Origin of the sequence: Kitasatospora sp. NPDC090091, assembly GCF_044747365.1 — a bacterium.
In the GTDB taxonomy this organism is placed as follows: Bacteria; Actinomycetota; Actinomycetes; order Streptomycetales; family Streptomycetaceae; genus Kitasatospora.
The window spans coordinates 1-23,163 of the sequence record NZ_JBIVDY010000039.1; the positions used below are offsets into that span (position 1 = coordinate 1).

At 70.8% G+C, this 23,163-nt stretch carries 20 protein-coding genes and 6 pseudogenes; 16 read left to right on the forward strand and 10 right to left on the reverse strand.

From position 1 onward, the window contains the following. Nucleotides 1-123 precede the first annotated feature (123 nt). The gene (locus ACIPSC_RS37870) at nt 124-492 is read right to left on the reverse strand and encodes a PRC-barrel domain-containing protein (RefSeq protein ID WP_400834545.1); all 369 of its coding nucleotides are present in this window, start codon (nt 490-492) and stop codon (nt 124-126) included. Between the two features lie 115 nt (nt 493-607). On the opposite strand from ACIPSC_RS37870, the pseudogene ACIPSC_RS37875 reads away from it, so the two are divergent. After that, nucleotides 608-1,501 (forward strand): annotated as a pseudogene (locus tag ACIPSC_RS37875) (thiamine pyrophosphate-requiring protein); the annotation flags it as partial. A gap of 753 nt (nt 1,502-2,254) precedes the next feature. On the opposite strand, the gene ACIPSC_RS37880 reads toward ACIPSC_RS37875, so the two are convergent. Next, nucleotides 2,255-3,088: an enoyl-CoA hydratase/isomerase family protein gene (locus ACIPSC_RS37880; protein ID WP_400834548.1), complete on the reverse strand. Its 834-nt coding sequence runs from the start codon at nt 3,086-3,088 to the stop codon at nt 2,255-2,257. Nucleotides 3,089-3,210: 122 nt separating this feature from the next. On the opposite strand from ACIPSC_RS37880, the gene ACIPSC_RS37885 reads away from it, so the two are divergent. Further along, nucleotides 3,211-3,600, forward strand: coding sequence for a winged helix-turn-helix transcriptional regulator (locus ACIPSC_RS37885; protein WP_400834551.1), 390 nt, complete (start codon nt 3,211-3,213; stop codon nt 3,598-3,600). 112 nt (nt 3,601-3,712) lie between these two features. Here ACIPSC_RS37885 and ACIPSC_RS37890 read toward each other — a convergent pair whose 3' ends face one another. Beyond that, nucleotides 3,713-4,753, reverse strand: a complete 1,041-nt coding sequence (locus ACIPSC_RS37890; RefSeq protein WP_400834554.1) for an epoxide hydrolase family protein — start codon at nt 4,751-4,753, stop codon at nt 3,713-3,715. Nucleotides 4,754-4,790: 37 nt separating this feature from the next. Here ACIPSC_RS37890 and ACIPSC_RS37895 point away from each other — a divergent pair, with 37 nt between their 5' ends. Next, entirely contained in the window at nt 4,791-5,351 is a 561-nt protein-coding gene (locus tag ACIPSC_RS37895; RefSeq protein WP_400834557.1) for a TetR/AcrR family transcriptional regulator, read from the forward strand. 438 nt (nt 5,352-5,789) lie between these two features. Here ACIPSC_RS37895 and ACIPSC_RS37900 read toward each other — a convergent pair. Beyond that, nucleotides 5,790-6,319, reverse strand: a pseudogene (locus ACIPSC_RS37900) (hemerythrin domain-containing protein). A gap of 432 nt (nt 6,320-6,751) precedes the next feature. Between ACIPSC_RS37900 and ACIPSC_RS37905 the strand changes: the two are divergent. The 6 genes and pseudogenes from ACIPSC_RS37905 (at nt 6,752) to gndA (ending at nt 11,940) form a co-directional block, all read left to right on the forward strand. Next, nucleotides 6,752-7,087, forward strand: a complete 336-nt coding sequence (locus tag ACIPSC_RS37905) for a hypothetical protein (RefSeq protein WP_400834560.1) — start codon at nt 6,752-6,754, stop codon at nt 7,085-7,087. A 3-nt stretch (nt 7,088-7,090) separates the two neighbouring features. Beyond that, on the forward strand, nt 7,091-7,330 hold the full coding sequence (locus ACIPSC_RS37910) for a DUF6296 family protein (protein WP_400834563.1): 240 nt from the start codon (nt 7,091-7,093) through the stop codon (nt 7,328-7,330). A gap of 488 nt (nt 7,331-7,818) precedes the next feature. Continuing rightward, a pseudogene (locus ACIPSC_RS37915) lies at nt 7,819-8,935 on the forward strand (molybdopterin-dependent oxidoreductase); the annotation flags it as partial. 588 nt (nt 8,936-9,523) lie between these two features. After that, nucleotides 9,524-9,898, forward strand: a pseudogene (locus ACIPSC_RS37920) (DNA methyltransferase); the annotation flags it as partial. A gap of 401 nt (nt 9,899-10,299) precedes the next feature. Next, complete coding sequence (locus ACIPSC_RS37925) at nt 10,300-10,482, forward strand: hypothetical protein (protein WP_400834644.1); 183 nt, start codon at nt 10,300-10,302, stop codon at nt 10,480-10,482. A gap of 9 nt (nt 10,483-10,491) precedes the next feature. After that, nucleotides 10,492-11,940: an NADP-dependent phosphogluconate dehydrogenase gene (gene gndA, locus ACIPSC_RS37930; protein WP_400834566.1), complete on the forward strand. Its 1,449-nt coding sequence runs from the start codon at nt 10,492-10,494 to the stop codon at nt 11,938-11,940. A 73-nt stretch (nt 11,941-12,013) separates the two neighbouring features. Here the strand turns inward: gndA and ACIPSC_RS37935 are convergent, their stop codons facing one another. Next, entirely contained in the window at nt 12,014-12,328 is a 315-nt protein-coding gene (locus ACIPSC_RS37935) for a hypothetical protein (protein ID WP_400834569.1), read from the reverse strand. Between the two features lie 79 nt (nt 12,329-12,407). Between ACIPSC_RS37935 and ACIPSC_RS37940 the strand changes: the two genes are divergently transcribed. Both ACIPSC_RS37940 and ACIPSC_RS37945 read left to right on the forward strand, forming a co-directional pair. Beyond that, the gene (locus ACIPSC_RS37940) at nt 12,408-12,650 is read left to right on the forward strand and encodes a hypothetical protein (RefSeq protein WP_400834572.1); all 243 of its coding nucleotides are present in this window, start codon (nt 12,408-12,410) and stop codon (nt 12,648-12,650) included. A 277-nt stretch (nt 12,651-12,927) separates the two neighbouring features. Next, nucleotides 12,928-13,098 (forward strand): annotated as a pseudogene (locus ACIPSC_RS37945) (glycosyltransferase family 2 protein); the annotation flags it as partial. Nucleotides 13,099-13,200: 102 nt separating this feature from the next. Here ACIPSC_RS37945 and ACIPSC_RS37950 read toward each other — a convergent pair. Beyond that, nucleotides 13,201-13,896, reverse strand: coding sequence for a response regulator (locus tag ACIPSC_RS37950; protein WP_400834575.1), 696 nt, complete (start codon nt 13,894-13,896; stop codon nt 13,201-13,203). Next, nucleotides 13,896-15,122 (reverse strand): sensor histidine kinase, encoded by a 1,227-nt coding sequence (locus tag ACIPSC_RS37955; protein ID WP_400834578.1) that lies wholly within the window; start codon nt 15,120-15,122, stop codon nt 13,896-13,898. Before ACIPSC_RS37955 ends, ACIPSC_RS37950 begins: the two co-directional genes overlap by 1 nt. 237 nt (nt 15,123-15,359) lie before the next feature. Between ACIPSC_RS37955 and ACIPSC_RS37960 the strand changes: the two genes are divergently transcribed. Beyond that, entirely contained in the window at nt 15,360-16,757 is a 1,398-nt protein-coding gene (locus ACIPSC_RS37960; protein ID WP_400834581.1) for a tannase/feruloyl esterase family alpha/beta hydrolase, read from the forward strand. A gap of 128 nt (nt 16,758-16,885) precedes the next feature. Here ACIPSC_RS37960 and ACIPSC_RS37965 read toward each other — a convergent pair whose 3' ends face one another. After that, entirely contained in the window at nt 16,886-17,839 is a 954-nt protein-coding gene (locus tag ACIPSC_RS37965) for a helix-turn-helix domain-containing protein (protein WP_400834584.1), read from the reverse strand. Between the two features lie 72 nt (nt 17,840-17,911). Between ACIPSC_RS37965 and ACIPSC_RS37970 the strand changes: the two genes are divergently transcribed. Further along, nucleotides 17,912-18,568: a DJ-1/PfpI family protein gene (locus ACIPSC_RS37970; RefSeq protein ID WP_400834587.1), complete on the forward strand. Its 657-nt coding sequence runs from the start codon at nt 17,912-17,914 to the stop codon at nt 18,566-18,568. A 162-nt stretch (nt 18,569-18,730) separates the two neighbouring features. Here ACIPSC_RS37970 and ACIPSC_RS37975 read toward each other — a convergent pair. After that, nucleotides 18,731-18,904 (reverse strand): annotated as a pseudogene (locus tag ACIPSC_RS37975) (pirin family protein); the annotation flags it as partial. A 92-nt stretch (nt 18,905-18,996) separates the two neighbouring features. Here ACIPSC_RS37975 and ACIPSC_RS37980 point away from each other — a divergent pair. Next, the gene (locus tag ACIPSC_RS37980; RefSeq protein ID WP_400834590.1) at nt 18,997-20,151 is read left to right on the forward strand and encodes a tyrosine-type recombinase/integrase; all 1,155 of its coding nucleotides are present in this window, start codon (nt 18,997-18,999) and stop codon (nt 20,149-20,151) included. 99 nt (nt 20,152-20,250) lie between these two features. On the opposite strand, the gene ACIPSC_RS37985 is transcribed toward ACIPSC_RS37980, so the two are convergent. After that, on the reverse strand, nt 20,251-20,988 hold the full coding sequence (locus tag ACIPSC_RS37985) for an SDR family oxidoreductase (RefSeq protein WP_400834647.1): 738 nt from the start codon (nt 20,986-20,988) through the stop codon (nt 20,251-20,253). A gap of 93 nt (nt 20,989-21,081) precedes the next feature. Between ACIPSC_RS37985 and ACIPSC_RS37990 the strand changes: the two genes are divergently transcribed. Both ACIPSC_RS37990 and ACIPSC_RS37995 read left to right on the forward strand, forming a co-directional pair. Beyond that, a complete protein-coding gene (locus tag ACIPSC_RS37990; RefSeq protein WP_400834593.1) occupies nt 21,082-21,921 on the forward strand; it encodes a LysR family transcriptional regulator in 840 nt (279 codons plus the stop codon). A 255-nt stretch (nt 21,922-22,176) separates the two neighbouring features. Beyond that, nucleotides 22,177-23,028 (forward strand): IS701 family transposase, encoded by an 852-nt coding sequence (locus tag ACIPSC_RS37995; protein WP_400834596.1) that lies wholly within the window; start codon nt 22,177-22,179, stop codon nt 23,026-23,028. Nucleotides 23,029-23,163: the final 135 nt, after the last annotated feature.

Consider the following 23,163-nt stretch of genomic DNA (forward strand, 5'->3'; position numbering starts at 1 on the left):
GCCTGGACCGGTTGAAGGCCATCGCACTCAGCCCGCACTGGCGGCGGTAGCCGGGGGGGGGGGGGGGGGGGGCGCCCCCCCCCCGGGGGGGGGGGGGGCCCCCCCCCCGCCGCTCGGCGACCGTCAGATGATGCGGCCTCCGTAGTAGGGGTTGTAGTAGAGCGCGTAGCGGTCGCGGTAGTCCGAGTCCGGTTCGTGGGTGTGCTCGTTGTAGTCGGGGCTGTTCTTGATCTCGTCCTTCGTGCGGTCGAGGTAGACCTTGCGTTCGCCGAGTTCGATGCGGGTGACCGTGCCGGCGGGCAGCAGAACGTGCTTGCCGAAGATCCAGGGGCCCGTGTCGACGACCAGGTACTGGGCGCCGACGTCCTCGGAGAGCTTGTGGACCTTGCCGATCGGTCCGTCGGCAGCCTCGACGTGGAACCCGATGAGGTCGGTGCCGGCGGTGTGACCGGAGGCGGTTCGGAACTGCCAGATGTCGACGTTGTCGCTCATGCGCTGCCCTTTCACTCGGGACCGGATTCGGACTGACCGGCCTTCGGGCTTGCGCGTGCCCCCACGTGTGCTTTCCATGCCCGCGTCCGGCGGCCCTTCCGCGAACGGGGACCGCGAGATGGTCACCGTCCCCGCACAGCTCCCGAACGTCCTGGGCCGAGCCATGCGCATCGCCGCGACCCGCCGGACCGTGACGGCGCTGATCGTCCCCGCCGACGTGCAGGAACTCGACTACGAGGCGCCCGCGCACGCTTTCAAGCAGGTCCCCTCCAGCCTCGGCGTGCCCCATTACGCGCCCGTGCCGGCCGACGAGGACCTCACGCGCGCGGCGGCTGTCCTCAACGCGGGCGAGAAGGTGGCCGTGCTCATCGGCCAGGGCGCCCGCCACGCCCGCCCCCAGGTCGAACAGATCGCCGACCGGCTCGGCGCCGGCGTTGCGAAGGCACTGCTCGGCAAGGACGCCCTCCCCGACACGCTCCCGTACGTCACCGGCTCGATCGGCCTCCTCGGCACCAGGCCCTCCTACGAGATGATGCGCGACTGCGACACCCTTCTCGTGGTCGGCTCCAGCTTCCCCTATACCCAGTTCCTGACCGAGTTCGGGCAGGCTCGCGGGGTGCAGATCGACCTCGACCCGTCCATGGTCGGACTGCGGTACCCGTTCGAGGTGAACATCGTCGGCGACGCCGCCGAGACGCTGCGCCGTCTGATTCCGCTGCTGGAGCGAAAGGGAGACCAGGCCTGGCGCAAGACCATCGAGGACAACACCGCGCGGTGGTGGGATGTCATGCGGCGACGCGCCGAGGTCACGGCCGACCCCGTCAATCCGGAGTACGTCGTCCACACCCTCGATTCGCTGCTGCCCGAGACCGTCATGCTCGCCGCCGACTCCGGGTCGGCCGCGAACTGGTACGCCAGACACCTGCGGATTCGCGGCACCATGCGTGGTTCGTTGTCCGGGACGCTGGCGACGATGGGCCCGGGTGTTCCGTACGTGATCGGTGCGAAGCGAACGCGATCGCACCCGCCGTGCTGGACCGCTACCTGGCGCGCACCGGCTTCGACTCGCAGCAGAGCGGTGAACGGCGCCGCGCCGGTGATCCGGACAACCTCTTCGAGCCGGCCGACACCGGGCAGGATTTCGGGGCGCACGGCAGCTCGCGGCTGAAGTACCAGCACACGCTGGGATCACCAGCGGTGCAGTCGCATTTCGTCAGGAGGAACGACAGGCATACGGCGTACGGCGTCCTGACGTCGAAGCGCAGCTCGGAGGTGACGGGGACGTCGGGTAACGGGCTGTCGGGGAAGGTGACGGGCACCGGGTGGACAGCAGACCTCATCGGGTCAACCCCCCTCGGGATCGTTTCGTCCGTCCCTGCCTCGGGGCGGCCCTGTACGGGCGTTCGTGTACCCGGTGGTTGCTCGGCCAGTCACCGTGCCCGGTACCTTGACGAACCCAGCTGCGCATCGGTACGCACACCGGTCGGGTAGAGGTCGCAGCGGGCGAGGTGGCGGCAGCTACCGTCGGGGGAGAGCTCCACAAGCAGCCCGCCCGCCGTGTCACGGAACACCGGCCGGCCGGGCCAGAAGTGCCAGCAGCCAGTGCCTGGCGAGCGCGTCGGCGGGTGTCGCCGAAGATGCCGGGCCCGCCGTGGAGGCGTCGGCGCCGCGTCAGGCGGTGCGGTTCAACTCGGCGGCGGTGCCGAATGCGGTGTGCGGGTCGGAGCCGAGCCGGTCGTCGTGAGCCCCGCCCGCGTTCGTCCTATCCGGGCAGTCCCCGGAGCAGGCCTTCCAGATCGCGCTCGCCGTCGCGAGTCTGGGCGCCGCGGGCGAGTCCGCCACGGATCAACCGTTCGGCCGCGGGACGAATGAACTGGCCCGCCCATGCGTGGTGCTCCCGCAGGAGACCCTCGGCCAGGTCCTGGGGGACGATGGCGCGCTTGGCCGCCGCGACGACGCCCTCGGGCAGGGCGGCGATGTTGCGGGCGAGGCGGTCGACGAAGTCGTCCAGCTCGCCGGCAGGAACGGCCCGGTTCACCCAGCCGTAGCGCTCCGCGGTCTCGGCGTCGAACAGGTCGGCACCCAGCACCGCCTCCAGAGCGCGACTGCGGCCGACCCGGCTGGCGAGGTACTGCGTGCCCCCTCCACCGGGGACGATGCCCATGAGAGCCTCGATCTGACCGATCCCGGCGCGGCCGATCGCCGCGAACGCCATGTCCGCGGACGTGACGAACTCGGCACCTCCGCCGCGTGCGAGCCCGGCAAGCTTGACTATGGTCACCTGGGGCTGGTGCCGGAGCAGTTCCCCCAGAGCCTGGAAGACGTTGACGCCGTCCGGAAGGTCGGTCGCGAGCTCGTCGAAGGCGTCCGGCGTGTCGACGAGCGTCATGTCGACGTGGGCGATGAAGAACTCCGGGTCGGCGCTGTCGAACACGATCACCCGGACCGAGTCGTCGTCCCTCAGCGCGGTCAGCAGGTGCCGGAGCTCGGCCATCAGGGTGACGGTGAGGACGTTGACGGGTGGGTTGTCGAGGGTGACGCGGGCGATGCCGTCCTCGCGACTCACCCGCAGGGCCGCATAAGTGTCGTGGTTCATGGAGGTCTCCGATCGGTACCCGCTATGCATCTAGGTTCCTGATGCATACTTACGATGCGATGGCGTGCGACCGGCGTCAATGACGCACTTTCAGCATCCCAAGGATCGCGAAGGATACCGACATGGCCACTTATGACACCGGCGCCGACGCGGGCGTGGACATCGTCTATCGGGCTGACTGCCCCAGCCGCCCGATCCTCGACCAGATCGCTGACAAGTGGTCGATGATGGTGATGGCAGTCCTTGACGAGCCCCGTCGGTTCAACGAGATCAAGCGTCGTCTTGAGGGCGTGACCCAGCGAGTCTTGACGCAGGCCCTGCGCCGCCTGGAACGCAACGGGATGGTCGTGCGGCGCGTGCTGCCGACATCGCCGGTCGGGGTCGAGTACTCCCTCACTCCGCTCGGCGAATCCCTGCGGGAGCCGTTCGGCAGGTTGTACGACTGGACGGTCGACAACGCGGACGAAATCCGGGCGCACCAAATGGACTACGACCAACGCGTCCAGAGCTGAGAGGGCGAGCCCGGGCGGCGACGAGCCCGACCGCCGAAGTTCCCGGCCGTTCGGGCCGCCCCGCGCGGGGCCGTCAGTGCGGGGCGGCGGTGGAGCATGCGCAAGCTCCGTCTCAGCCGGCCAGCTTGACTGCGCGGCGTACGTCGTCGGCGTAGGCCTCGGGCTGTTCCCAGGCCGCGAAGTGGCCGCCGGCCTGGTGTTCCACGTAGTCGCGAATGTTCAGGAACGCCTCGGCGTAGCTTCGCGGCTCCGGTTTGATGTCGTGCCGGAACACGGAGAGCACGGTCGGCGTGTCGATCCGGTCGGGCAGATCGACCGGCTCGACGTAGGTGGTGAAGGAGGTGCCGATCGTGCCGGTGGCCCAGTAGGCGCTGACCCAGGTGAGAAGCTCGTCCGTAGTGAAGGCCGGCCCGTCGGACCAGGACTCCAGCTTCTCGACCATCCACGCCGCGAGGCCGGCGGGGGAGTCGCCGAGGGCGACGGCGAGCGTGTTCGGCCGGGTCGACTGCTCGGCGATGTACCCGCCCTCGGTTCGGAACCACTGCGCCGCCCGGCCGAGGTAGGCCGCTGCGTCGGGTGCGAGCTTCGCCGGGTCCGCCGTGAGCGCACGCTGCGGGGCGATGTTCGTGAGGTGCAGGGCGGCCACCCGGTCCGGGCGCTGGGCCGCGAGGATTTCCGCGATGGTGCCCCCTACGTCACCGCCGGACACCGTGTACCGCGAGCAGCCGAGCGCGTCCAGCCCGTCGGCGAGGATCCCGGCGATCCGGTTGGCCGACATGCCGGGCGCGGTGAGGGGGGCCGCGAACGGGAAGCCCGGCAGCGCGGGGACCACCACGTGCACGTCGGCGAGCAGCGGCAGGACGCGCTCGAACCGCAACACCGAGTCCGGCCAGCCGTGCAGCAGCACAACCACCGGGGCGCCGGGATTCGTGGACCGCTGGTGGATCAGCCGCAGATCGTGGTCGCCCGCCCGCACCGTCGCCCAGGGGAACTCTCCGATGCGGCGCTCGTGCACGCCCCAGTCGTATCCGGTCTCCCAGCGTTCGAGCAGTTCGTCGAGGCGGGCGCCGGTGGTGCCGCGCCTCTCGTCGTTGCTCCACGGGGTCGTGACACGCCGCGTCCGGTGGAGCCGCTTCCTGATGTCGTCAGTCATGTGTATGAGCGTACACATGATGTGTATGATGATACACATGACTTTGCGCAATGCGGCCGCCACCAGGCAGCGGATCCTGGACCACGCGCGACGCCAGTTCGCCCGGCATGGGTACGCCGCAGTCGCGGTCAAGGGCGTGGCCGACGCGGCCGGCGTGTCGCCCAACCTCATCACGCGCTACTTCGGCGGCAAGGACGGCCTCTTCCTGGCGGCGACCCGGGTCGAGATCCCGGTCTCCGACTCCTTCGACGGCGCCAGATCCGAGCTGGGCGCGCGCCTCGCGGCGAACATCGTCCAGCGCTGGTTCGGTGCAGCGGGGGAGGATCCGCTGCTCGCACTGCACCGCGCGTCCGGCGAACGCCCGGAGGCGGCCGAGGCGCTGGCCGCCTTCCTCGACACCAACTCGCTGGAGCCGCTGCACCGTTACCTGCGCGAGAGCGGTCTGGACGACACGGAGGCCCGCAGCCGGGCTGCGGCGATCGACGCCTTCGTGCTCGGCGTCTCGACCCGCCGCCGGGTCCTGCGTTCCGAACTCGGCGACCCCGCGCATCTCCAGGCCTGGCTGAGCGCGGCCATCCAACGCCTCGCCGACGGGTGAGGGAGAGCGGCAGGGCGCCACTCGGTGCCTGGCGCCTCCTGGAAGCGGTGGCCGCGCGATTTGCACCGCGACGTTCACGGGTACCGGCGCTACGGATCGGATGATCGAACCGTCCCGCCGGTTTGGTCGAACCAGCCCCGTAAGGGCGGGGCGGCCAGCCAGTCCGGATGCCCGTCCCGGGGGTCAGGGTCGCCGCGAAGGCCCGGGAGCGGACACGGGCGCCGCAACCACTACCAGGGCCCCGCGAGCTGCGGTTGTGGAGCTCCGCTGCTCCGCTTGTGGAGCTTCGCTGCTCCGCTTGTGGCGGACCGGTGTAGGCAGGGTGGGCCGTGTGGCGGCATGATGCGCGTCACCCCTGCCCGCTCGGGTGACAGGCCCAGTGTTCGCCCCCGGGCCCGGCGCCGGAGGGGCCGCCGGGCCCGGGGGACCCGGGGTGGGTCAGGAGTTCTTGCCGCGGCCGGTCACGAAGTCGCGGGCCCGGTCGACCAGCCCGGCACGGGTGCCAGCAGCTTGCTGGCCATCGGGGTGTCCGGCGCGGCTGGATGCGGTCGGGTGGGAGCCATGGACTTGGCGCGGCGGACCTTGTCTCCGAGGTCGTTGAGCATCTCGGGCGTACAGGCCTGGCGGAGCATGGGGAAGAGGTTGGACTCCTCGTCCTGGACGTGGGCGGCGACCTCGTCCATGAGCTGCTGCAGCAGCGGACTCATCTGCGGATCGTCGGTCCTGGTCTTCTCCAGTTGCTTGAGGAGCTTCTCCACGCGCCTGTGGTCCTCGAGTTCCTTGTCCGCAAGCCGGTCCCCGCCCTCGATGTGCTCGCGGACCGCCGGGTAGAGGTACTGCTCCGCGGCGACCGAGTGCCGGACCAGCTCGATGGTGACCTCGTCCACGAGGTCACGCAGCTGTTGGTCGCCGCCGGTCATGGCTTGGATACGGGCGAACATCTCCTCCACCTCGCGGTGGTCGGCCATCAGCTCGTCGATCACGTTCCCGCCGTGCCCCGTCTCGCCTCCTGTTCCCTTCGGGCGGGCCTGTCCCGCCCAGCCCGGAGGGGTCCCGGAAGCGCCTGCGGTCACCGGCCGCGCGCGTACGGCTCACCTGATCGGACGCAGGGTTCGAGCCGCACAGGCAGGCGCCGGTCAGGGGCCGGTGCTGGGCCGGCGGACGGGTGGGCACGGTGGTGACGGGCACGTTCAGGCCGCGGACGGTGACCAGGCCGGCGGCGGACCATTCCCCACTGCAGCCTGTGCGGCCGGCCGATGCGTGGCGGTCCTTCGTTCATCCGGTCAGGGCAGGGATTGTCGCGCCGAGCGCGCGTACCTGCAGGGAATCCGGCACGGTGGTGCGAATGCCGATACGAAGGTCTCAGGGTGGACGAGTACCTACCCCTCGCGAGGTGATACGTGCTGTACGAGTCGACGGAGAAGTTCATCGCGGTGCGCTCACGCGAGCAGATCGCCGCCGAGGCGGCTGAGCTCGCAAGGCGTTGTCAGGGCCCGGCCGCGGAGGCAGCCGGTGCCCTTGCGGTCTACCGCTGGGTTCTCAACCCGCGGGGCTCGGCGCCGGTCACCGGGAGGGCCGTTGATACCCCGCTGGCCGACCTCGATCTTGTTCTGGAGGAGCGGGCCGCCATTCGAGCTTCCCGTGACAGGAGCCGGAGTGGACCCGAACGGGACCGTGCGGCGGGGGCGGCCCGCGCCCTGGGCTGGGTCCTGGGCTTCGTACCCATGGGCAGATGAGTCGTGGCCGCCCCCGTCCCCTTGCGCCCCTTGGGGTCCGGCTACCTGTTGTGGCTCCGGGACGCCGCCGGCTCGGTCAGCGCCTCGTCCGTTGTCGCCACTGGCCGTCTGGGCCCGGCAGGGCACGTCGTGTACAGCGATTGCGACGGCCACCTGCAGGTCGAGATCACCGCCGACGGTCGCCACCGGGTGCTCACCCGTCCGGCCCGGACCCATGTCGTGGCGACGGAGCCCTTGCCGTGACGGGGGGACGCCCCGCCTGTAACGCAGACCTTCGACCGAACGCAGTCGCCGCGACGGGCCGAGCTCTCCACGGGACGTCGCCGACGGCGCTGAAGGTCCCCGACGGTGGTGGCCGCCGGTCGAGACGGCCGAGCACCTCGACTGTCGGCAACACACCGGCCGTCCTTCGTGCCTCGTACGTGCAACCCGAGGCTGTTGGAGATCTACGACCAGGGCCCGACCATCGCCGAGGCGCTGCCCGACCTCGCGGCTTGTCCCGAGGGGGCCCGGGTTGCCCGGGACCGGCGAGGAGGCGGAGCGGGCCGTCCTCGATGTGCTGAGGGAGCACGGCTCCGGCCGACTTCGACGGACGTCCCCACCGGGTGAGCGTGCGTGGAACACGGTCGGTCGGGTACCCGTCCGGTCCGGACGCGAGCACGGAGGTGGCCGATGCGGCGCGAAACGGACCGGATCGCGGACCCCTGGGGCGCCCGCACACCGTACGGGCCTACACCCTCGCGGTGATCGCCCGGGCCGGAATCGGCACCAACCACCTGGACGGCAACACCCGCCTGTGCACCGCCACCGCCGCCGAGGCGCTGAAGGAGAGCTTCGGCTGCGACGGCCAGCCCGCCTCCTACACCGACGTCGACCACTGCGACACGCTCGCGCTGTTCGGGCACAACATGGCGGGAGACGCAGCCCGTCCTGTGGATGCGCGTTCTCGACCGGCTGGCCGGGCCCGAGCCGCCCCGGCTGGTGTGCGTGGACCCCCGACCGACGGTGGTGGCACGGCACGCCACGGTGCACCTCGCTCCCCGCGCCGGCACCAACGTGGCCCTGCTGAACGCCCTGCTGCACGAGATCATCCGCACCGACCGGATCGACCGCGAGTTCCTCGACGCCCACACGGTCGGCTTCGCCGAACTCCGGTCGCAGGTCCGGACGTGCACCCCGGCGTGGGCGGCCGGCATCTGTGACGTCCCGGCCGCGGAGATCGAGCGGGCGGCGGAGGTCCTCGGCGGCGCCGAACGCCTCCTGTCCACCGTCCTCCAGGGCGTCTACCAGTCGCACCAGGCGACCGTCGCCGCCTGCCAGGTCAACAACCTCCAACTGATCCGCGGCATGCTCGGCCGCCCCGGCTGCGGCGTCCTCCAGATGAACGGCCAGCCCACCGCCCAGAACACCCGCGAGTGCGGCGCCGACGGCGACCTGCCGGGCTTCCGTAACTGGGCGAACGAGCGGCACGTCGCCGACCTCGCCGAGGTCTGGAACGTCGAACCGCACCGGATCCCGCACAACGGCCCGCCCACCCACGCGATGCAGATCCTGCGCCACGCCGAAGAGGGCACGATCCGGATGCTGTGGATCTCCGGCACCAACCCGGCCGTGTCGCTCCCCGAACTGCCCCGGATCCGCCGCATCCTCGGACAGAAGAGCCTGTTCACCGTCGTGCAGGACCTCTTCCCGACCGAGACCGCGCAACTCGCCGACGTCGTCCTGCCGGCCGCGACCTGGGGCGAGAAGACCGGCACGTTCACCAACGCCGACCGGACCGTCCACCTCTCGGAGAAGGCCGTCGACCCGCCCGGCGACGCCCGCCCGGACCTCGACATCCTCCTGGACTCCGTGGGCAAGCGAGCTTCGGAAGCCCAACCGCCCCGCGCGGACGGGAGGGCACCACCACGGTGCCCCCTGTCATGGGTCAGCGGTTTCACTTCCGGGACGCAGGAGCTCGTGGAGGAGTTGAAGGGCGACGCGACCGTCGTGGTGGTGATCCGGAGGGTGACCTTGTCGCCGTCGGGGTCCGCCGAAGATCCCTGGCGCCGGGTGGACACGAGCGGGCCTCCTACCCGCCGGGGGGAGCCGTTCGCTTCCATCATGCGTCGCACGTCGCGTCCGCCCAGCCCGCAGCCAGGCCTGGCCCCGTCGTGCTGGAAGCGGTCCTCTTCAGGTCTCCACGAGCCGCTGCACGACCATGGCGAGGGGGATTGCGGAACTCCCCTACCATCAAGGCGTTTTCCTGATGCTCGGTGGGCCGGCGACAGCCCGCGCCGCGCCTGCGACTGCCCGCATCTCGAGGGGAGAGGGATGCGGGCAGGGGATGGATGGCTCCGACGGCAGCAATGCCGCCCGCCCTCTCCACCGTACGCCGATCGGGCCGGGGCGAGGTCAGGGCCTGTCGTCGTGGTGGCCGCACAGCCAGGCCGGCGCCCGCCGTACAACAGCGGTGGCCGGACAAGGGCCGAGCGCATCAGCCGCGACGCCCGCGCCAAGTACGTCACCAGCGGCTCTGCCCACGACCTCAAGACAATTCCAGGCGAGAACCGCGACCAGCGCTCCTACCGCTCCTGGCTGACCGAGCTGCTGACCGAGGCATACCGCGCCTCCACCGAACACGCCGTCGCGATGGTCCTCACCGACTGGCGCCAGGAGCCCACCACGAGCGACGCCCTGCAGATGGCCGGCTGGACCTGGCAGGGCACCATCCCGTGGATCAAGCCCGCAAGCCGGCCCCGCGAGGGCGGCTTCAAACAGAGCGCGGAGTTCATCACCTGGGGCGTCAAGGGCACCCTCGGTGAGCGCCGCGGTGGCTGCACCGCGACCAGGATCCGCGACGGAGCCGGGCGGGTGCTCGGCTCGACTGTGCCCGGGCGGCCCACCGGACGAGCATCTGCTCGACGGGGCGTCGGCGGGCCGGGCGCGCCACCGCGCGATCCTGCGGAGCCGCACTTCGGCGGGCGAGGCGTCGGGCAGCCCGACTCCATGAGGCCGAAGGCCTGTGGTCATACCGTGCAGGATTCGGGAACCCCGGCAGAATCGAATGTGGACCGCTTCGTCCGCGCCTCCGTCGCCCGGTTCCGCCGGTCCCCCTGCTTGCACCCGTACCGCCCAGTTCAGAGGAGCACCCCATGCCCGACTTCTACCCGGAGCACGATCGCCTGGTCGTCAGGCCGATCGGGGAACCCGCCGCGGACGCCGACACCCGTATGGGCGAGGTGGTGGCGGTGGGACCCGGCCGGCCCCTGGAGAGCGGCAAGCCGCACCCGGTGGACGTCAAGGTCGGCGACCGGATCGTCTTCGCCGCGTTCTCCGGCTCTGCGATCGAGGTCGAGGGGGAGACGTACCTGGAGGTCCCCGAGGACGAGGTCCTCGCGCTGTCCGCCGAGTAGGAGAGCCTCATGACCGAGCAGCCGCAGGCCCGGATCGGCGTCACCGGACTGGCCGTGATGGGCCGCAACCTGGCCAGGAACTTCGCCCGGCACGGCTACCGCGTCGCCGTGCACAACCGTACGCAGGCCAGGACCAACGCCCTGCTGGACGAGTTCGGTCACGAAGGCGAGTTCGTCCCGGCCGAGTCGCCGGAGGCTTTCGTCGCGGCGATCGAACGCCCACGCATGATCGTCATCATGGTCAAGGCGGGTGATCCGACCGACACGGTCATCGACGAGCTCGTCCCGCTGCTCGACGAGGGCGACGTGCTGGTGGACGGCGGGAACGCCCACTTCCTCGACACCCGACGGCGGGAGTCCGCCCTGCGCGAGCGCGGGCTGCACTTCGTCGGCAGCGGCATTTCCGGCGGTGAGCAGGGCGCGCTGGAGGGGCCCAGCATCATGCCGGGCGGCACGGCGGAGGCGTACCGGTTGCTGGGGCCGCTGCTGGAGGACATCGCCGCCCAGGTCGACGGCAGGCCCTGCTGCACGCACGTCGGACCGGACGGTGCCGGCCACTTCGTCAAGATGGTCCACAACGGCATCGAGTACGCGGACATGCAGCTGATCGCTGAGGCGTACGACCTGCTGCGCCACGCCGCGGGCATGCAGCCGGCCCAGATCGCCGAGGTGTTCCGCACCTGGAACGGGGGGCGGCTGGAGTCCTACCTGATCGAGATCACCGCGGACATCCTCGCCCACACCGACCCGGAGACCGGACGGCGGCCCTTCGTCGACGTCGTGCTGGACCGGGCCGAGCAGAAGGGCACCGGACGCTGGACGGTCCAGACCGCGCTGGAGCTCGGTGTCCCCGTCGGCGGCATCGCGGAGGCGGTCTTCGCCCGCTCGCTGTCCGGCAGCGTGCCGCTGCGCGAGGCGGGCCGCGGCCTGCCGGGACCGACCGAGACCTGGCTCGACAGCGCGGCCTCCGACCGCTTCGCCGAGGACGTCGAGCAGGCCCTGTACGCCTCCAAGATGGTCGCGTACGCCCAGGGCTTCAATCAGATCCAGGCGGGCAGCGCCGAGTACTCCTGGCAGATCGACCCCGGCGCGATGGCCGCCATCTGGCGCGGCGGGTGCATCATCAGGGCCCGGTTCCTCAATCGGATCAAGGCCGCGTACGACGAGGACCGCGCGCTGCCCACCCTGCTGACCGACGCGCATTTCAGGGAGGCGCTCGAGTCCGCGCAGGCGGCCTGGCGGCGGGTGGTCTCGACGGCGGCGCAGCTGGGCGTGCCGGCACCGGGCTTCGCAACCGCGCTCGCGTACTACGACAGCCTGCGGGCGGAGCGGCTGCCAGCCGCCCTGATCCAGGGGCAGCGGGACTTCTTCGGCGCGCACACCTACCGACGGGTCGACCGCGAGGGGGCCTTCCACACCCGCTGGGAGGAGGCGGACCGCCCGGAGGAAGAGCGCTGACCGGCCGGACCGGCTGACGTGCGCCGCGGCCCCACCGGCGAACCCGGCGGGGCCGCGGCACACGGGCGCGCCGTCAGCCGGTGGTGACGACCATCCGGAAGCGAGCGGCGCCGGCGAGCATCCCGGCGGCACCATCACCGCGGAGGCCGAGACCAGCGAGGACGTCCCGCACCTCGCCAAGCTGGACCGGCAGGTCGAGAAGCGCCCGCTGCTCTCGATGCACAAGGGCAAGCTCGGCAAGAAGATCCCCAACCGCTTCGGCACCTTTCGTGACGACACGGGCGACTGGCTCGGCGGCCTGGTCGGTAACACCTGGACCCCCATCCAGAACTGCGAGGCGTTCGCCTTCCTGGACGAGCTGGTCGGCGGCGGCCTTCAGCAGGTCCACCGCTTCCCGGTGCCGGCGGTAGGCGTCGGCTTGGTCGCCGGTGAACGCCTCGTGGGCGGTGTCGTGCAGGGCGACGGGGGTGATTCGCCTCGGCCGTCGGCTCGGCGCCGAGGACGGCGGCCACCGTCTCGGTGTTGCCGGCCAGCCAGTCGGCCGCGCGCCGGCCGTGGCCGGGGTCGTCCCGGTCGGTGTGGCGCCGGCAGTCGTGGCAGGCCGCCGCGACGGCAAGGGCGCGCGTCCGGGCGGGGTCGATACCGCGGGTGTGGGCCAGGAGCTGGACCAGGACGGCAACGCGGGCGCCGTGCCGGACGCCGTGATTTGATCCGGCCGTCTCCGTGCGGGCGAACCAGGACTCATCGGGTGCCAGCAGGAGCGGGCGGTGTGGCATGGTGGCCCGGACACCCGGTCCCGCCGGGCGGCTGCGGGTGATCCAGGACAGGGTGGCCGCGTCCATCACCTGGTGGTCCGGAAGCCGGTTGGCCTCGGCGAGTTCGCGCAGTGACGGCCTGCTGCCGGGACGCGGTGTCGATGTGATCACGAAGTTCCTGGAGTTGGGATCAGGTGCGGTGGGCGTCACGCTGGGCGTAGTGGCGCTGACCATGGGGAACCGGCCTGCGGAACTGCGGGCGCTGCTGGACTCGGTGGAGACCCAGGAAGGTGACGGCGCCGTTCGGGCCGTGGTGCTGGGGCAGGGCATCAAGCTGCCCGAGCTGCCCGAGTGGGTGGACGCGGTGGAGCTGCCGGAGAACCTGGGCATCCCCGGCGGCCGCCGGCCGTTGACGTTCTGGACCTACTCGGCCACTGGTCGGGTCGGCTGCATGTTGCAGGGTCTGACCGGATGGATGCTGATCTGTTCCTCCGAGCGGCTTCGTTCAGAGCAGTCCGTGGTCGCGGGCGTACAGGGCGGCCTGGGTGCGGTCACGCAGGCCCAGGCGGCCGAGGATGCGGGATATGTGGTTCTTGACGGTGCCTTCGCTGATGAAGAGCCGGGAGGCGATCTCCCGGTTGGTCGCGCCGCCCGCGATCAGGCGCAGTACGTCCACCTCGCGTGCGGTTAGCGGCTCGGCCGGGCCCGGGCCATGGTCGCCGGGTGCCGGCTCCGGGGCAGGAACCGCCGTGTCGGGGGCCGTCAGGGCGGCGGCGAGGCGGGCCATCACTGCGGTGTCGAGTTGGGCGACACCGGCGTGGACGAGGCGTACGGAGCGGGCGAGTTCGGCGGAGGGCAGGTTCTTGAGCAGGTAGCCGACGGCTCCCGCCTTGAGCGCGCGGGCGACGTAGTCCTGGTCGTCGAAGGTTGTCAGCATGACGACCCGGCAGGTGGGCACCCGGGTGGCGAGGGCGGCCGCGGTGTCGATGCCGTCCGTGCCGGGCATCCGGATGTCGACCAGAGCGACGTCCGGCCGGTGGGTGACGGCGGCCTCGACGGCCTGCCGGCCGTCGGACGCGGTGGCGACGACGGTGACGCCCGGCTGGATGCCCAGCAGGGAGGCGATCCCCTCCCGGACGAACTCCTGGTCGTCGACCACCAGGACGCGCACCGGCGCACCGGGATCCTCGGGGCCGCTCATCAGATACTCCCGGAGAGCAGAGGGCTGCGCGGGACGGTGACGGTGACCACTGCTCCGCCGGCCGCCCGGGGAGCCGGGCTGTCGTCGATGTCGACGTTCCCGCCGAGGAGTTCGACCCGCTCGCGCATGCCGCGGATCCCGAAGCCGGTGCCGCTCGGACGCGCGGTGGGGGCGGTGGTGAAGCCCTGTCCGTTGTCGGCGACGACCAGCCGGGCGGTGGACTCGCCGTAGGCGGCGGTGACGTCGATGCGGGTCGCGCGCCCGTGCCGGTGGGCGTTGGTGAGCGCCTCCTGGGCGGCCCGGTACAGGGCGGTGAGTGATTCGGCGTCGTACCCGGCCTCGTCCCCGGTGACGTGGAGGGTCACGGTCAGGCGGTCGTTGCCGAGGTGGCGGACCAGGTCGGCGAGCGCGCGGGTGAGGGAGAAGGGCCGGGCGTCGCGCAGCGCGCTCACGGACTCGCGGACCTCCGTGAGCGCGCGCCCGGCGGACCAGCGGGCGTCCGACACCGCCTTGGCCGAGGCTGGCGGGTCGAGCTCGCGGAACGCCTCGGCCTTCTCCAACTGGATCGCGACGGCCGTGAGATGGTGCCCCAGGCTGTCGTGGATCTCCCGGGCGACCCGGTTGCGCTCGTCGGCGGTGGACAGCTCCGCCACCCGCAGCGCGTACTCGGACAGCCGCGCGTGGGAGTCCTCCAGCTCGGCCAGGACGCCCTCCAGCCGCGCCCGCGCCTGCTGCTCCCGCACGGCGACGGCTGCCATCGATCCGGCCAGTGCCAGCCCCAGGCCGAACATCAGCAGGTCGGAGACGTACTCCGCCCGCACCCACCACCGGGGCACCCACAACGTGTAGCCGGTGACCAGTAGAGCGACGCAGCCCACGCCGCAGACCAGCCCGGCCCTTCGGCCGAAGGCGAGGTAGGCGGTGAACGGCACCAGGACGAACAGGGCCCGCGAGATGCCCGAGCCGTCCAGCACGGCGACGGCCGAGAACAGCACGAGGCGGACGGCCAGCAGGCCAGCCGCCACACGGGCGGGCGTGCTCGGCGACCAGCGGCGCCGTTTGAGGAGTTCGAGGGCGAGCAGCAGGACCAGCCCCGCCGCGAAGCCCGCGATGCGACTGGCGTGCACGGGGCCGTCCGAAACGGCGGCGTGGTAGATCCCGCCGGCCAGGACCGCCGTGTACAGCACGGGTGGAATCCACGGCACGGCGGACGGCTGCGAGGCCATCGGTTCCCCCTTCCAAGTAGCGGTTCACCAGGGACGATACGGGACCGTAGCCGGCGGCTGCAGGCCTGGCCGGAGATGTGGCCACAGGTCATGTGCCGATCGGCAGGGGGTGGCCAGCGGCGGGGTGCCGAACGACGCGGAGGAGTGGCCGTCCGGCACTCCTCGGCATCCGGCCGCGCGGCCTACGGTCTGACTGTCCCGATCAACCGCATCACCCACCCGAGGAGTGCCGGACCCGTGTCCGTCCCGAATTCCCGCCCCAATTCCCGCCCCAATTCCCGTCGTTGGCGCCCGCTTGTCGCCCTCGTACCCGCCCTGCTGGCGGTCGGCCTGCTCCCCGCAGCCGGGGCGGGCGCCGCCCGCCCGGCCTGCGAAGGGCAGCGGCTGCGCGTCCCCGGCGCGGAGCGCCTGGTCAGCCACTGCCTGGACGACCTGACCACGACCGGCACCGAACCGCTCGGCCTCACCAAGCGCGAGGACTTCGACAAGCTCCAGGCACTGAACACCGTCAACCCCTCGCACGTGCCCGGCATCCAGCTCGACGGCTACTTCCCCGACACCTCCACCACCAACACCAACAACGGCTGGAACCACGACAGCCAGTTCGTGATTCGGCTGCCCGAGCACTGGAACGGCGGCCTGGTCGTCGCCGGCCCGCCCGGCACCCGGCGGCAGTACGCCAACGACCAGATCATCAGCGACCAGGTCCTGGCGAAGGGCTTCGCGTACGCCGCCACCGACAAGGGCAACACCGGCCCCGAGCTGTACAAGGACGGCGACAAGCCGGGCGACGCGATCATGGAATGGCACCTGCGCGTCGCCCAGCTGACCGTCGCCGCGAAGCAGGTCGCCGCCAAACACTACGGCAAGGCACCCACCCGGACGTACGCCGCCGGCCTCTCCGCCGCCGGCTACCTGGTGCGCTGGCAGCTCGAGCACTTCCCCCAGCTGTACACGGGCGGCATCGACTGGAACGGCCTGCTGCTCACCCGGGACGAGCCCAACCTGCTGACCAACCTGCCCCCCGCCCTGCGCGCCTACCCCCGCTTCGCGAAGGGTGAGCCAGGTGCAGCGGAAGCCATGTACGCCGAGGGCTACCCCAAGGGCTCCGAGGACCTGTGGCAGGCCCACTACTACACCCTGTGGGACTCCCTGCAGCGCACCATCCGCGAGGAGCTCGACCCCGACTACGACGGCGCCGCCCAGGGCGGCACCCCGCTCTGCCACGAAGGGACGGGCGCCGGCTGCGACACCGACTACGACTACGCCTCCCGGCCCGACAGCGTCCACGACGCGGTCGAACGGGTCTCACTGACCGGCCGCATCACCCGGCCACTGATCACCATCCAGGGCACCTACGACGTCCTGCTCCCCATCACCCGCACCGGCGACGTCTACGACCGGATGGTGAACGACGCCGGCCGCGGCGACCAGCACCGGTACTACCGGATCGATAACGGCACCCACACCGACGGCTTCTACGACATCGCGCCGAAGATAGTGCGACCGATGCAGCCCTGCTTCAACGCGGCCTTCGACGACCTGGTGGCGTGGACCACGCACGGTGCCACCCCACCGCCCAGCCACACCGTGCCCATGCCCACCGGCAACACCACAATCGGCTGCACCCTCTGACCACCCGGGCTGCGCGGGCGCCGGTCCCCGTGGGGGCCGGCGCCCACCTTCTGCGTCGGGGGAGGGGCAACGATGTGGCCGGGCAGTCTCCCCGTGCCGGGCCTTGAGGGCGTCCCGATACAGGGCCGTCAGTGCTGGAACTGGCGGCGGTAGGTCGAGGGGCTGATGCCCATCGTCTCCCGGAAGTGGTGGCGGAAGCCGGCGACGGTCAGTCCCACACGGCCGGCCACCGTGTCGATCGGCTGGTCTGTGGCTTCCAGCAGGACGGCGCCGGCCCGGATCCGCTGGTCGGTGATCCAGCGTCCCGGCGGCAGACCTGCCGCCTCGACGAAGCGCCGTTCGAACTGCCGCACCGACAGGTGCGCGACTCCGGCGAGTTCGTCGACGGTGAGCCGCCGGTGCAGGTTGTCCAGCGCGTACCGTATGGACCTGCCGATCGGGTCGTCGGACGGCGCTCTGCCCACCGGATGCTCCGCGAACTGGGCCTGGCCTCCCTCGCGGTGCGCGGCCACGACCATCCGGCGCGCCACCCGGGCGGCGATGTCGGCGCCATGGTCCTTGCGGACGAGGTGCAGGCAGGCGTCGATTCCGGCGGCGGTGCCTGCGGCGGTGATGATGGATCCGTTGTCGACGTAGAGCACCGACGCGTTGACCTTCACCTCCGGATGGCGTTCCTGGAGCAGCGGGGCGTGCCGCCAGTGCGTGGTCGCCTCCTTGCCGTCCAGCAGGCCCGCGGCGGCCAGGGCGAACGCGCCGCTGCAGATGGACACCACGCGCGCACCTCGCGCATACGCGTTCCGTAGCGCGCCCAGGACGGGCGGGGAGACGTCGCGGCGCACGTCCGGAACCCCCGGGACGATGACGGTGTCGGCGTGGCGGAGCCGGTCCAGTCCGTGGTGCACCACGATGTCGAAGCCGCCCACGACCCGGTGCGGCCCAGGCGCCTCGGCGCACAGCTCGAACCGGTACCACCACCTCACGTCCAGCTCCGGACGGGAGACCGCGAACACCTCGGCGACCGTGGCGAGCTCGAACGGGGCCATCCCATCGAAGGTGAGGCAGGCGATCCGGTGATGGTTCATGACGGAATCCTAGCGGTGAGCGCCGTTTCCGGCACTGTCGCATGGTGTCCGCGAGGCCCGAACCTTGTGGGCATGACACCTGACACCACTACTCCGCTGACGTTCGGAATGCTCGTCTTCGACGAGGTCGAAGTCCTCGACATGGGAGGCCCCTTCGAGGTCTTCAGCGCCGCCGGCCGCCTGGCCCGCACCGCCGCCGACGAGCCCCTGCTGCGCGTCCTGACGATCGCGGCCACCGACCGGCCGGTCCGCGCCCGCGGCGGACTGAAGGTCGTGGCCGATCACACTCTCGACGAGGATCCCGCGTTCGACGTGCTGGTGATCCCCGGCGGCGTCACCACGGCGGTCGAGACGGACACGGACGTCATCGACTGGCTGGCCCGGCGCCGCAAGACCGCCGTACTGACGCTCAGCATCTGCACCGGAGCCTTCCTGCTGGCCGCCACCGGCGCACTGGACGGCCGTCCGGCCACGACCCACTGGGAGGACCAGGACGAACTGGCCCGGCGCTGGCCGGCCATCCGGGTGTGCACCGACCTCCGGTGGGTCGACGACGGTGACATCGTCACCTCCGCCGGAATCAGCGCCGGCATCGACGCCAGCCTGCACATCGTGAGCCGGCTCTTCGGCGAACAACTCGCCCATCGCACCGCCCATCAGATGGAATACACGTGGACGACTGCGCCACGCCTGGGCCAGGGAGCGTCAGGCGAGCGCGGCGCCGGGTGACAAGACCTGGCGGGCGGCTGCGATCCGGTCAGCTGAGCGGCACGCGCTGACTGCTCAGGACGGCGGGACACGCGGGTCGGTGAAGGGCCTGGTGCCGGGGGGGCGTCGGCTCGGGGGCGGGGCGGACCCGGACGCCGCACCCCCGAACGCGTAAAGCGCAGGTCAGCGCGCGTTTCCGCGGGGCTTCAAGGGGATTCCCGGGAGCTCGGGGGCGGGGAGGCGGTCGCCCGGGTAGTCCTGGACCTCGCCGAAGCGGTCGGGGTTCGCGGAGGCCATCCATTCCTCGCGGGCTCGGGTAATGTCTTCGTGAGACCGCCCGATGAAGTTCCACCACATACCACGCATCTGGCGGTTCTTCCCAAGTCAGGGGCTTGATCGACCATCCGGGGTCAGCAAAGGGTCAGCAAGACACCCGGAGGCGATCGACGATGGCGACCACGAACCTCATCCGCGGCATGGGCACTGTCTTCAAGGAGTGCGAGCACCCGGAGGCGCGGTGGAGCGGGTGCCCGCACGAGTGCAAGATCCGGTACCGCAACGCGGCCGGGAAGCAGACCGAAGAGTCCGGCTTCGCCACCCAGGACAAGGCGAAGGCCCGGCTCGCCGAGGTGTACCAGGCCCGGAAGAACGCTCCGCAGAGCCAGCGCAAGGCTGAGCGGATCCAGAAGTACGGGCCGATGCAGTTCGAGCCCTATGTCGAGGACTGGAAGGCCGGCCAGCGTCACCTCGGCGCGGCTTCCCTCCGGCATCTCGACTCGTTGCTGGAGCACCACCTCTACCCGGCCTTCCGCAGCCGGCGGATGGGCACCTTCGACCACAAAGTCGTCGAGGCCTTCATCCAGACCATGGAGCGCAACGGTGTCGGCCTCGCCACCCAGTCCAACGCCTTCGACAAGCTGAAGGCGATCCTGCTCGACGCGCACCGTCTCGGCCTGTACGACGAGAACCCGTTCGACGGCGTCAAGCCACCCCAGTACGACCCGAAGCGCGCCGTCATACCTTCCCCGGCCGAGCTCCAAGCGATACGCACCGCTGGCGACGACACCTTCCTCCTGGTGGTCGACCTGATGAGCGGGTGCGGCCTACGCAACGGCGAGGCCTTCGCAGTGAACCTCGCGAACGTCGTCGCGGACGACGTCTACCGCGTCACCGAACAGGTCAACCAGACCACCAGGAACTACTCACCCCTCAAGCACCGCAAGGCGGGGGAGTACCGCGACGTCCCGCTGACCGCTCGGGTGAAGCAGACGATCGAGTGGTACGCCGGCAAGTACGGCACCATCGACGGCTACCTCCTGCGTCACCCGCAGGACCTGCGCAAGCCATTCCCGCACCACTACGTCCAGAACCAGTGGCAGCGGATCAAGCGGGCCGGGCTGGCGAACATCCCCGAAGGCGTGACGTTGTACGGGAACCGCCACTTCTTCGCCTCGAACTGCCTCACCCACAACATCCCGATCACCGATGTCGCCGAGTGGATGGGCCACAAGAGCATCGACGTCACCTTCAAGATCTACCGCCACCTGATGCCCGGCTCCATCGGCCGCGCCGCCCAGGTCCTTGACCTCGGCCTCGCCGCCTAAGGCCTTTCTCCTTGGTCACCAGCGACAGCGATCTTCGCAGGGTGCACGTGGGTCCGACCGGCGGCGGCCTGATCGACGAGGACGTATCCGAGGGTCAGGTCACCAGGGCACGACCCCGTTGTCGTCGAACAGTTGGCCGGTAGGGCCGTCGTCCGGCAGGGCCGCCAGCCTGACGGCGATCGCCGCGCCCTGCGCGGGGGTCTGGGTCCCGCTGAATCCGTTGAGGTCGGTGGCCACGTAACCGGGGCAGGCGTTGTTGATCAGGATGTTGGTGCCGCTCAGCTCCTTGGCGTACTGGATGGTGACGGCGTTGAGGTAGCTCTTCGTCGGCGCGTAGCCCCCGCTGATCCCCCCGAGGTCGACGCCGGGCGTGGTCTGCAGTGCCAGGGAGCCGACGTGGCTGGACTGGTTGACGATCCGCGGGTGCTCCGAGCGGCGAAGCAGCGGCAGCATCGCGTTGGTGACCCTGATGACGCCGATGACGTTGGTCTCCAGCAGCAGCCGCACGGTCTCGAGGTCGATGGTCGTGGGTTCCTCCGGCCAGCCGCCGGCAACACCGGCATTGTTGACCAGTACGTCGAGCCTTCCTGCCCGCTCCTCGATCAGTTGGACCGCGGCGGTCACACTCTCGCCATCGGTCACGTCCAGGGGTACGCCGAACGCGTCGGCGCCGGCCGCGCGCAACTTCGCCACGGCGTCCTCCCGGCGTTGCGCGTCCCGGGCGCCGACACCGACACTCCAGCCCCGCGCACCCAACCCGGCCGCGATCTCGTACCCGATCCCCTTGTTCGCGCCGGTGACCAGCGCGATCGTCTTCTCGCTCATGACAGCAAGCATGCTCGTGCTGCGGCCCGGCACCAACACCATCTGGGTAGTGCAGCGATACCCGGCCGGTATCGATCTGCCGTCTGCCGTCATTAGCATGGACTCATGGAACTACGCGAGCTGCGGTACTTCGTCGCCGTCGCCGAGGAGCTGCACTTCGGCAAGGCTGCCCAGCGTCTCGGGATGGCCCAGCCGCCCCTGTCCCGTGCGATCACCCAGCTCGAACGGCGGCTCGGAACCGCACTGCTGGAACGCACCAGCCGCAAGGTCACGCTCACCGCGGCCGGAGGCGTGCTGCTGGCCGAAGGACGCGCGATCCTCAGCGCAGTGACCGCAGCTGAGCGGCGAACCCGTCGGGCCGCGACAGCGCACCCCAGCCTTGTCCTCGCCGTGAAGTCCGGCACCGCTGGCGAACTGCTGACGAAACTGCTCGACGCCTACGCCGCGGAACCCGGCGCAGCCACCGTCGAGCTACTGCTCTGCGAGGCACACCAGCACCAGCTGCTGCTGCAGGACGGGCAAGCCGACGTAGCTCTGCTGCACCTGCCCTTCGACTCAGCAGCCGGGCTGGACACCGAAACCCTGTACACCGAGGGACAGGTCGCGATCCTGCCGGCCTCACACCCGCTCGCCAGCCGCTCTCAGATCCGGATGGCCGACGTCACCACGCTGCCAGAGCTTCCGATGGCGCGCTGGCCCGGTCCCAGCGGCAGCTACCCGGAGGGACCGGGCGCAGAGGTACGGAACCTGACACAGCTCTTCCAGCTGGTCGCGCTCGGCCGTACCACCGTGGTCATTCCCGAGTCGGCCAGCGCCGACCTGCGCCGGGACCTCGCCGCCGTGCCGGTCCTGGACGCTCCGCCCGTGACAACTGCGATCGCCTGGCCGCCGCACAGCCGCCTTCGTACGGTTGCTGACCTGATCCGCGTTGCAACACGTCTTTGAACTCGGATTAGAAGGGCGGCCCTCCAAGGGCAGCCCCGATCAAGTAACTGGCACGTCAAACGCCTCCCCTGTCCGCTGGCACAACGCCCGCGCCGCGCCGACGACCCGCTTCGCACTCGAGTCCCCACCCGGCAGTGGACCGAATATCCGGCCAAGGCTGCGTGACAAGCCACTAGCAGGACTTGGTCAGGTATCCGCGCGGGAGGCGTGTCCTGCTTGAGCTCTGCGCGTTGATCGTGTGTGACACCTGGGGAGTTGGATCAGGTCCGGGAGGATCTGGTGGCGTTCACGGCGGAGATGCTCGAGGCGTTCACGCGCACCGATCAGCACCGCTGGGGGCAGGCATACGTGCGCGGGCTGCTGCTGGACGGGCGGCGCAAGTCGGTGGAGCCAATGGCGGCCCGGCTGGGCGAGGACGGCAACCGGCAGGCTCTGGCCCACTTCGTGACCTCCAGCCCGTGGGACTGGGCCCATGTGCGGGCGCGGCTCGCGTGGCGAATGCAGGAGGAGATCGATCCGACCGTGCTGGTCGTGGATGACACCGGGTTCCTCAAGGACGGTGACGCCTCAGCGTGCGTATCGCGGCAGTACACCGGCACCGCGGGCAAGGTCACCAACTGCCAGGTGGGAGTGTCGGTGCACCTGGCCCGCGACCACGCCTTCGCGCCGGTCAACTGGCGCCTGTTCCTGCCCAAATCCTGGGACTCGGGCTCGGATCTGGCGGACCCGCTCAAGGTTGCCCGACGGGAACGCTGCGGCATCCCCGCCGACATGGGCCACGTCGAGAAGTGGCAGCTCGCCCTCGACATGATCGACGAGACGAGATCCTGGGGAGTGGACGTCCCCCTTGTCCTGGCCGACGCCGGTTACGGCGACAGCGCCGCGTTCCGGCTCGGGCTGAAGCAGCGGGGCCTGCAGTACGTGGTCGGGGTCTCCAGCACGCCGACCGCCCATCCCGCCGGCGCCCGCCCGGTCACGCCGCCCTACAGCGGCACCGGGCGGCCGCCGGCGGCCAAGTACCCCGACCCGGCCCGCTCGGTCAAAGCCCTGGTCATCATGTGGCGTGATCGAGACGGCTCGGGACACGCCACCATTCTGTTGACCTGACCAAGCCCTAGTAGTGCTTGAGCACGACAACCTCCAGCTCGCCGTACAGCTCCCGCAGACACTCCGGGGCCTCCACCGAAGCAGACTGCGCCGGTGCCGCAACGACCTCCCGCAGACCCGTGCTCCTCGACCACC

Bases quoted from the DNA above. Each gene is read 5' to 3' on its own strand.
- ACIPSC_RS37870 (WP_400834545.1), bottom strand. From the start codon at position 492: ATGAGCGACAACGTCGACATCTGGCAGTTCCGAACCGCCTCCGGTCAC.
- ACIPSC_RS37880 (WP_400834548.1), bottom strand. From the start codon at position 3,088: ATGAACCACGACACTTATGCGGCCCTGCGGGTGAGTCGCGAGGACGGC.
- ACIPSC_RS37885 (WP_400834551.1), top strand. From the start codon at position 3,211: ATGGCCACTTATGACACCGGCGCCGACGCGGGCGTGGACATCGTCTAT.
- ACIPSC_RS37890 (WP_400834554.1), bottom strand. From the start codon at position 4,753: ATGACTGACGACATCAGGAAGCGGCTCCACCGGACGCGGCGTGTCACG.
- ACIPSC_RS37895 (WP_400834557.1), top strand. From the start codon at position 4,791: ATGACTTTGCGCAATGCGGCCGCCACCAGGCAGCGGATCCTGGACCAC.
- ACIPSC_RS37925 (WP_400834644.1), top strand. From the start codon at position 10,300: ATGGGCGAGGTGGTGGCGGTGGGACCCGGCCGGCCCCTGGAGAGCGGC.
- gndA (WP_400834566.1), top strand. From the start codon at position 10,492: ATGACCGAGCAGCCGCAGGCCCGGATCGGCGTCACCGGACTGGCCGTG.
- ACIPSC_RS37950 (WP_400834575.1), bottom strand. From the start codon at position 13,896: ATGAGCGGCCCCGAGGATCCCGGTGCGCCGGTGCGCGTCCTGGTGGTC.
- ACIPSC_RS37955 (WP_400834578.1), bottom strand. From the start codon at position 15,122: ATGGCCTCGCAGCCGTCCGCCGTGCCGTGGATTCCACCCGTGCTGTAC.
- ACIPSC_RS37965 (WP_400834584.1), bottom strand. From the start codon at position 17,839: ATGAACCATCACCGGATCGCCTGCCTCACCTTCGATGGGATGGCCCCG.
- ACIPSC_RS37970 (WP_400834587.1), top strand. From the start codon at position 17,912: ATGACACCTGACACCACTACTCCGCTGACGTTCGGAATGCTCGTCTTC.
- ACIPSC_RS37980 (WP_400834590.1), top strand. From the start codon at position 18,997: ATGGCGACCACGAACCTCATCCGCGGCATGGGCACTGTCTTCAAGGAG.
- ACIPSC_RS37985 (WP_400834647.1), bottom strand. From the start codon at position 20,988: ATGCTTGCTGTCATGAGCGAGAAGACGATCGCGCTGGTCACCGGCGCG.
- ACIPSC_RS37990 (WP_400834593.1), top strand. From the start codon at position 21,082: ATGGAACTACGCGAGCTGCGGTACTTCGTCGCCGTCGCCGAGGAGCTG.